Source organism: Streptomyces palmae (assembly GCF_004684805.1).
Taxonomy (GTDB): Bacteria; Actinomycetota; Actinomycetes; order Streptomycetales; family Streptomycetaceae; genus Streptomyces; species Streptomyces palmae.
Genome location: NZ_SRID01000301.1, coordinates 1 through 8,590 on the forward strand (window position 1 = coordinate 1; position 8,590 = coordinate 8,590).

Here is an 8,590-nt window from a genome sequence, read left to right on the forward strand (position 1 = left end):
CCGGTCCGCGGCGCCCCGCCCGTCCCTCGGGCCCCCGCTCCGGCGCGCCCGCGCCGACCCGGCGGACGAACGGGCGGCCACCGGCGCGTACCGCCGCCGGGAAGCGCCGGCCGCAGGGCCCGGACCGGCGGTTGCTGCGCCAGCGGCTGATCGTGTTCGTGGTGGTGACGCTCCTCGCCGCCCTGGGCATCGCGGCGGCCCAGGGCTGCCAGGGCCCGGCCCGCGGCCTGGGCGGGCACCCCCACCACGCCGCGGTCGGCACGGCCCGCGGCGCCGACCCGGCGCCGGCGGTGGGCGCAGGGGCGGATGATGTGAGGGGCACTCCCGGAGCACACCCGGGGCGGTAGGCGCGCGCCGGGTCGGCCCGGCCGACCGGTCCGGGCGGCTCAGTGCGTGGGGCGTCCGGCCGTGACCGCGTAGAAGGCGACCGCCGCGGCGGCGCCCACATTGAGCGAGTCCACGCCGTGCGCCATCGGGATGCGCACCCATTCGTCGGCGGCCATCAGCGCCCGCCGGCTGAGCCCCTCGCCCTCGGCGCCCAGCATCAGGGCGACCCGGTCCAGGCGGTGCGGAGCGACCTCGTCCATGGCGGTGGCCTTCGGGTCCGGGGTCAGCGCGAGCAGGGTGAAACCGGCGTCCCGCACCTCGTCCAGTCCCCGCGGCCAGTGCTCCAGGCGGGCGTAGGGCACCGAGAAGACCGCGCCCATGGAGACCTTCACCGACCGCCGGTAGAGCGGGTCGGCGCAGTCCGGGGAGAGCAGTACCGCGTCCATGCCGAGCGCGGCGGCGCTGCGGAATATCGCCCCGATGTTGGTGTGGTCGTTGACGGACTCCATCACGGCCACCCGGCGGGCACCGGCCAGCAACTCCACCGCGTCCGGCAGCGGCTTGCGCTGCATGGAGGCGAGGGCGCCGCGGTGCACGTGGTAGCCGGTCACCTGCTCGGCCAGCTCCGGGCTGACCGCGTACACCGGGGCCGGGACCTCGTCGATGACATCGCGCATCACATCGACCCACTTGGCCGACAGCAGCATGGAGCGCATTCGGTACCCGGCCTGCCGGGCACGCCGGATGACCTTCTCGCCCTCGGCGATGAACAGGCCCTCGGCGGGCTCGCGCCGACGGCGCAGCTCGACGTCGGTCAGTCCGGTGAAGTCGCTCAGCCGGGGGTCGGCGGGGTCATCGATGGTGATGAGTTCAGCCACGGGGTGATACTGCCTTGTCCTGGTCGTGGTGCCAACGCCGCCGGTCGGCGGCGGTCCTACGCGCCTACGGCGACCACGTCGCCGATCACGATGACGGCCGGCGGGCGCACGCCCTCGGCGGCCACCGTCTCCGCCACGGTACCCAAGGTGGCGTCCACCCGGCGCTGTGCCGCGGTGGTGCCCTCCTGCACCACGGCGACCGGGGTGCCCGCGTCCCGGCCGTGGGCCATCAGCGCCTCGGCGATCCTGCCTATCTTCTCGACGGCCATCAGCAGCACCAGGGTGCCGCGCAGCCGGGCGAGTGCCGACCAGTCCACCAGCGAGGCCGGGTCCTCGGGCGCCACGTGCCCGCTGACCACGGTGAACTCATGGGCCACCCCGCGGTGGGTGACCGGGATACCGGCGGCGCCGGGCACGCTGATGGAGCTGGAGATGCCCGGTACCACCGTGCAGGCGATGCCGGCCTCGGCCAGCGCCTGGGCCTCCTCCATGCCGCGGCCGAAGACGAAGGGGTCGCCGCCCTTGAGCCGCACCACCGCCTTGCCCGCCCGGGCGTGCTCGATCAGCGCGTTGTTGATGGCCTCCTGCGCCATGAAGCGGCCGTAGGGGATCTTCGCCGCGTCGATCACCTCGACATGCGGCGGCAGTTCGTCCAGCAGGTCGCGGGGGCCGAGCCGGTCCGCGATCACCACATCGGCCTCGGCCAGCAGCCGGCGACCGCGCACCGTGATCAGGTCGGGGTCGCCTGGGCCGCCGCCGACCAGGGCCACCCCGGGGGTGCGGCTGCGCCGGTGCGGCGCGGCGAGCGAACCGTCCCGCAGCCCCTCCACCACCGCGTCCCGCACCGCCGCCGAGCGGCGCGGGTCCTGGCCGGTCAGTACGGCCACCGTGACGCCCTCGCTGCGGCCGGTCGCGGGGGTCCAGGCGGAGGCCGCGTCGGCGTCGTCGCTCCGTACGCACCACACCCGCCGGGCCTCGGCTTCCGCGGAGGCCGCCGCGTTGGCCTCCGGGTCGTCGGTGGTGATCAGGGCGTACCAGGCGCCCTCGAAGTCGCCGGACCGGTAGCGGCGGCGCTCCCAGCGCAGCTCGCCGGCGTCGGCCATGGCCTCCACCGAGGGGGTGGCCGACGGGGAGACCAGCAGGATGTCCGCGCCCGCCGCGATCAGCGCCGGCAGCCGGCGCTGGGCGACCTGCCCCGCCCCGAGGACGACGACGCGCCGTCCCTGAAGGCGCAGTCCGACGGGGTATGCGAAGTTCTCGGGCATGGCGGTGCGGATCCTCCTCGTGGGGTGGCGCGGCCTGCCCCGGCCCGGCCGGGGAGGCGCTCCCGGCCGCGCCCATATCGCTGTTCGACGGTGAAGTGGCTGATCGGGGCGGGTTCCTTGGCGCATACCCTACGACCTGCGGTGGGTGCCGACGTACCCCGCTTCCGCGGTACGGATCACCCCGGCCCGCCCCGGTTCACTTCTTCCCGGTGACTCCCGCCGAGTCGAAGGTGGCCACCTCGTGCATGGCGCGTGCCGCGCTCTGCACCACCGGCAGGGCCAGCAGCGCGCCGGTGCCCTCGCCCAGCCGCAGGTCCAGGTCGACCAGCGGTCGCAGACCCAGCTTGTTGAGCGCGGCCACATGCCCGGGCTCCGCGCTGCGGTGGCCTGCGATGCAGGCGGCCAGGGCCTCCGGGGCGATCGCCCGGGCCACCAGGGCGGCGGCTCCCGCGCTGACCCCGTCCAGGATCACCGGGGTGCGCAGCGAGGCGCCGCCCAGTACCAGGCCGGCGATGGCCGCGTGCTCCAGGCCACCCACCGCGGCGAGCACCCCGATCGGGTCCGCCGGGTCGGGCTGGTGCAGTTCCAGGGCCCTGCGGACCACGTCGACCTTGCGGGCGTGCATCTCGTCGTTGATCCCGGTGCCGCGCCCGGTGATCTCTGCCGGGTCGGCCTCGGTGAACACCGAGATCAAGGCCGCCGACACGGTGGTGTTGGCGATGCCCATCTCACCGGTGAGCAGCGCCTTGTTCCCGGCTGCCACCAGGTCGCGGGCGGTCTCGATGCCGACCTCGATGGCGCGCAGCGCGTCCTCGCGGCTCATCGCGGGACCGACCGTGAAGTCATCGGTGCCCGGACGCACCTTGCGCGGCAGCAGCCCCGGGGTGGCCGGCAGTTCGCCCGCCACGCCCACGTCGATGACGCAGACCTCCGCGCCCACCTGGTTGGCGAAGGCGTTGCACACCGCGCCGCCGCCCAGGAAGTTCGCCACCATCTGGCTGGTGACCTCCTGCGGCCAGGCGGTCACCCCCTGCGCGTGCACTCCGTGATCACCGGCGAAGATCGCCACCGCGGCGGGCTCCGGGATCGGCGGCGGGCACTTCCGCGACAGGCCGCTGAGCTGCGCGGAGATGATCTCCAGCATGCCCAGCGCGCCGGACGGCTTGGTCATCCGCTTCTGCCGCTCCCAGGCCTGGCCGAGCGCCTTGGCGTCCAACGGACGGATGCGCCGCAGGGTCTCCTGGAGCAGATCGTGCGGCTCCTCACCGGGCAGCGCGCGCCGTCCGTAGGTCTCCTCGTGGACGACCCAGGACAGCGGACGCCGCTTCGCCCACCCCGCCTGCATCAGCTCGGGCTCGTCGGGGAACTCGTCGACATAACCGACACACAAATAAGCCACAACTTCCAGATGTTCGGGCAGACCGAGCGCGCGGACCATCTCGCGCTCGTCGAAGAAACTGACCCAGCCGACGCCGAGGCCCTCGGCGCGCGCCGCCAACCAGAGGTTCTCCACCGCGAGCGCGGAGGAGTACGGCGCCATCTGCGGCTGGGTGTGCCGTCCCAGGGTGTGCCGGCCGCCGCGGGTGGGGTCGGCGGTGACGACGATGTTCACCGGGGTGTCGAGGATGGCCTCGACCTTGAGGGGCTTGAACTGCTTGGCGCGCGCCTTGGGCAGCGACTTGGCGAAGGCCTCCCGCTGCCGGGCGGCCAGCTCGTGCATGGCACGGCGGGTCTCCTCGGAGCGGATGACCACGAAGTCCCACGGTTGGGAGTGCCCCACGCTCGGGGCGGTGTGCGCGGCCTCCAGGACGCGCAGCAGCACCTCGTGCGGGATCGGATCGGGCCGGAAGCCGTTGCGGATGTCGCGGCGCTCCCGCATCACCCGGTGCACGGCGGCCCGCTCGGCCTCCGCGTACCCTTCCGCGGGCGGGCCGACCGGGACCCTCGGCGCGGTCTCCGCCGCCTGCTCGGCACCGGCGGCCTCCTCTGCCACGGCGGCTGCCGCGGGCGTGGTGGCCGGGGCCTTCGCGGCCGTGCCGCCCTCGGCGGAGGAAGCGGTCGCCTTTGCGGGAACGGCCTTGGCGGGCACCGACTTGGCCGAGGTCGCCTTGGGAGAGGTGGCCTTGGCCGAGGTCGCCTTGGTGGAGGTCTGCTTGGTGGCGGTCGCCTTGGCGGGAGTCGCCTTTACGGGGGTCGCCTTGGCGGAGGTCGCTTTGGCCTGGGCCGGCTTGGCCGAGGCGTCCGCCGGGGTGGCCGGGTCGGCCTCGGCGGGAGTGGCGGCCTCGGCGGTTGCGGCAGCCTGCTTGGGCGTGTCCGCCTTGGCCGGGGTGCCGGTCGTGGCGGCGCGGGTCACACGGGTACGTCCCGTCGGCTGGGCGTCCGTGGTGGGCTCGGCCCCGGCGGGCGCCTCCGCGGCAGGCGTGTCCGCGACGGCGGGCTCGGGGATGTTCGCGGGCTCGGGGGTCTTCACGGGGTCGGCGGTCTTCACCGTGTCGGCCGGGGCGGCCTCGGACTCCGGAACGGCCTCGGACTCCGGGGCGACCTCGGTGGAGTCGCCCTCGGCCGCTGCGGGCTCGGCCTTCTCGGCGGGAGCCGGTGCGGACTCCTCGGCAGCACCGGTCGGCTCCGCCTGGGCCGGCGCGGACCCGGTGGGGGAATCGGGGGAATCAGGGGACGGAGCGTCAGCGGTCGCAGGCTCGGCCGCTTCTGCCGGCGCCGGTGCGGAGGATGCCGAGTCGGTGCCGGCGGGCTCCGTCCGGGCCGTTGCGGAGGCGGCATCAGCGGACGCGGCGTCAGTGACTGCGGTGTCAGTGACCGCGGGCTGGGCGGTCGCGGGCTCGGCGGCCCCGGGCTCAGCCGTCGTGGGCTCGGCGATCGCGGACTGCGCGGTCACGGGCTCGACCGCCGCTGCCTGGTCGACCGGCTCGGCGGGCACCGCGGGTGCGCCAACCACCGGCTCGGCGGCGCCGGACTGCTCGGCGGCCGGTTCGGCGGTGCTCTCAGCCGCTTCCGGCGTCTGAGTCGCCGCGGGCGCCTCGGCCGCGTCGGGGGCCTGTGGCGTCTGCGGGACCTCCGGCGCGGAATCGGCCGATTCCGGTGTGCCGCCCTTGGGGGCAGCGGTATCGGAGGCGGGAGTGTCCGCCGCGGACGGCGCGTCAGGCGTTACGACCTCGGCCACCGGCCGGTCCTCGGCAGGGGCCACGGCGCCGGCCTCGGACGCAGACCCGCTGGTTCCGGTCTCGCTCGGGAGCTGAACCGAACCCGCGGGCTGGGCCTCCCGCACCGACTCGTCGGCGGACTGCGCCTGGGCCTGGGGCCGCACCTCGTCGGCGGGCTGCGCCTGCGCCTGGATCTCGGCCTGCACCTCGTCGGCGGGCTGCGCCTGCGCCTGGGCCTGGGTCTCATCACTGAGCTGCACCTGAGCCTGGGCCTGGCTCTCGGTCTGCGCCTCGTCGGTGGAGTTCGCCTGGGACTGAGCCTCGGCCTGGGGCTCATCGCTGAGCTGAACCTGAGCCTGGGCCTGGGTCTCGCCCTGCGCCTCGTCACTGGCCTGCACCTGGGCCTGGGTCTCGGCCTGTGCCTGCGCCTGGGTCTCGGCCTGGGCCTGCGCCTGGGCTTGGGCCTTGGCCGCGGCCCTGCGCCTGGCCGCGGCCCTGGGCTTGGCGCCGCCGGTCGACGGGGCCGCCGCCTTCGCGGTGCCGGTCGGCGCGGCCGGGGCCGCGTGCCGCCCCTCGGTGGAGGGCTGAGCCGCCTCCCCCGCGGGCTCGGTCCCGCCGGCGACGGCCACGGGCTCGTCCCCGGCCTTGGGGTCAGCGGTGGTGGCCGCGGGCTGCGTCTGCGGCTTGGCCCGGCGCCTGGTGGCCGCCTTGGGCTTGGCGCTCGCCTGTGCCTTCTCGGCACCAGAGGCCGACGGGCTGACGGGCAGGCCCTGGCCCTCCGCGGCCGGGCTCTCGCTCGACGGGGCGACGGCCCCGGCCGCGGGCTCGTCCATGACCTGGGCAGGGGTCTGCTCCGCAGTTTCCGCTGCCTCGGCCTGCCCCGCGTCCGCAGCCGCGGGCGCGATGGCGGTGGCACCCGCCGGCTCCGTCTCTGCCGCACCCGCCGCCGCTTCGGCCCCGGGGCCGCTGTCCGCCGTCGCTGCGGGCGCTCCGGCGCCGCCCACCGGTCGCGGCTCGGCCATGGCCTCGGCGACCACGGGGCCGGGCGCGGCGGTGTCCCCGCCGTCGGCCGAATCAGCGGTGGGCGCCTGGGCGGCATCCTGCCCCGCGGAGGAAGCGGGGTCGGCCACGGGGCCGGCGGCGTCCTGGGGGCCGGCCGCCGCCATGGCGACCGCGTCCGCCTCCGCGGTGTCCGAGGGCTCCGATACCCCGGAGACGGCCTGGGCCGGGGCCGCGGCAGGCGCCTCGGCGACCGCGTCGGTACCGGACTGGCCCTCCGCCGCCACGGGCTCGTGCGGGGTGGGAACGGCCTGGGTCGGGCCGCCGTCTGCCGAGGTGACGGCCGTACGCGCGGCCTCATCGGCCTGGGACGGCGAGTGCGCCGGGCCCGACGCCGGCTGCGCCGCGTCCGTACCGGCGGCGGTACGGACGTCCGCCGCCTGGTCCGCGGACGGGGCATCATCCGGCGCGGCCTGGGCGGCAGTGGCGCCGGCGGTGGGCTCTTCGGCCGACTGGGACGTCGCGGCGATCCGGGCGTCCGCCGTCCGCGACTGCTCGGCGGCGTCCACGGGCGTCGCGCTCTCCGGCGCGGCCTGGGCCTGCCCCGCGGCCGGTGCCCCGGGCCGGTCGGCGGTCTGGACCGACGCTTCCTGCCCGGCGGCCACCGCCTGGGCGGCCTCGGCGCCGGCGTCCTGGCTCCGGATGGGAGTCTCGGCGGACGGGGCGTCAGCGGGCCCGGCGTGGGCCCCGGTACCGGATACGTCGGCGACCGCAGCGGCGGCGTCGGCCGGCGGCAGGGGTTCGTCGGTGGGGGCCGGTGCCGGGGTGGACACCGCGGTGGCGGGTGCGTGCGCCACCGGCATGGCCGGGCCGCCGTTGTCTATCGCGTCGTCGGCGGCGGCGAGCGGGCCGGGTTGCCCGGCGGCCTCACTCACGGACGCCTCCGGTGCCGGCGCGGCCTGGCCGAGCCGGTCGGCCGCCGGCCGGCCGTCAGCGTCGGCCACGGTCTGGTCCGTCACGGAGGTCCCGGAAGCCGGGGGCCGCGTGGCGGAGGAGTCGGGTCCGGCGCCGAGGTCCGGGTGCGGCGGGTGGTGCGGCAGCGGTCCGGAGCCGCCGTCCAGGGCGACACCCGGCCCTGCGGCCTCGGCCTGGCCGGCATCCTGCCGCTCGGAACCGGTCTGTGCGACAGGCTCGGGGGCTACTGCGGCCTGCTCAGCGGGAACAGGCTGCTCGTCAGGCCCTGGTTGCCCGGCGCCGGGCTCCGCGGGGCCGGGCTGCTCGGCAGGCGCGGCACCCTGGTCCACCGGGCCCGGCTGCTCCGGGAAGCCGGGCCCTGCGAAGGGCTGCTCCACCGGTCCCGGCTGTGTGAACTCGGCCTCCGGATAGCCCTGCGCGGGCTCACCGTTGTACTGGGTGGGGATGAAGGCCCCCGGGTGGTTGCCGAGCGGTGCCTCATGGGCCGCCGGCTGCGGTGCGTACGGCGCTTCGGCCGGGAGTGAGCCGGTCGGCTGGGGGTGCGGGTCGAACTGCGGGGCGTGCGGCGGGACGGCCTCGGCGGTCCACTGGCCGCCCTCGACCGCCGCGGGCGGGGCGTAGGCGGCGTCGCCCGGTGCCGGGTACGGGCCGGGCATGCCGCCCTGTTCGGCATAGAGCCGCTGGTCGGGCAGCGGGCCGGTGCCCGACGGCAGGGACTCCCCGTACTGCGGCGCCGGCGGCGCGGTCTCCATCGGCAGGGAGCCGAGGGGCTGTTCGGAGGGGAGCGGCGCGGCCGGGTCGGCGTACCGGGGCTCGGTGAGCGGGGAGCCGTCCGCCGGTGCCATGCCCGGGTGCTGGGGCTGGGCCGCCCAGGTGTCGGCCTGCGGGGGGAGCCCGCCGAGCCGAGTGTCCTGCCCGGGAGCCGTGAGGTCCTCGGCCATGGAGTCCAGGTACTCCAGTTGGCCGGAGGGCGGGGACTGCGGGGGCT

3 protein-coding genes and 1 pseudogene are annotated in these 8,590 nt (G+C 76.5%); 1 reads left to right on the plus strand and 3 read right to left on the minus strand.

Going from position 1 to position 8,590, the window contains the following annotated elements:
* Window positions 1-347 (plus strand): annotated as a pseudogene (locus tag E4099_RS34495) (serine/threonine protein kinase); the annotation flags it as partial.
* 39 nt (window positions 348-386) lie between these two features.
* Here the strand turns inward: E4099_RS34495 and E4099_RS24540 are convergent.
* From E4099_RS24540 to cobT, 3 genes are all read right to left on the minus strand, one after another.
* Window positions 387-1,205, minus strand: a complete 819-nt coding sequence (locus E4099_RS24540) for a TrmH family RNA methyltransferase (protein ID WP_135341296.1) — start codon at window positions 1,203-1,205, stop codon at window positions 387-389.
* Between the two features lie 56 nt (window positions 1,206-1,261).
* Window positions 1,262-2,470 (minus strand): uroporphyrinogen-III C-methyltransferase, encoded by a 1,209-nt coding sequence (cobA, locus tag E4099_RS24545; protein ID WP_135341297.1) that lies wholly within the window; start codon window positions 2,468-2,470, stop codon window positions 1,262-1,264.
* A gap of 196 nt (window positions 2,471-2,666) precedes the next feature.
* On the minus strand, window positions 2,667-8,543 hold the full coding sequence (cobT, locus tag E4099_RS35080) for a nicotinate-nucleotide--dimethylbenzimidazole phosphoribosyltransferase (RefSeq protein WP_342451944.1): 5,877 nt from the start codon (window positions 8,541-8,543) through the stop codon (window positions 2,667-2,669).
* Window positions 8,544-8,590 lie beyond the last annotated feature (47 nt).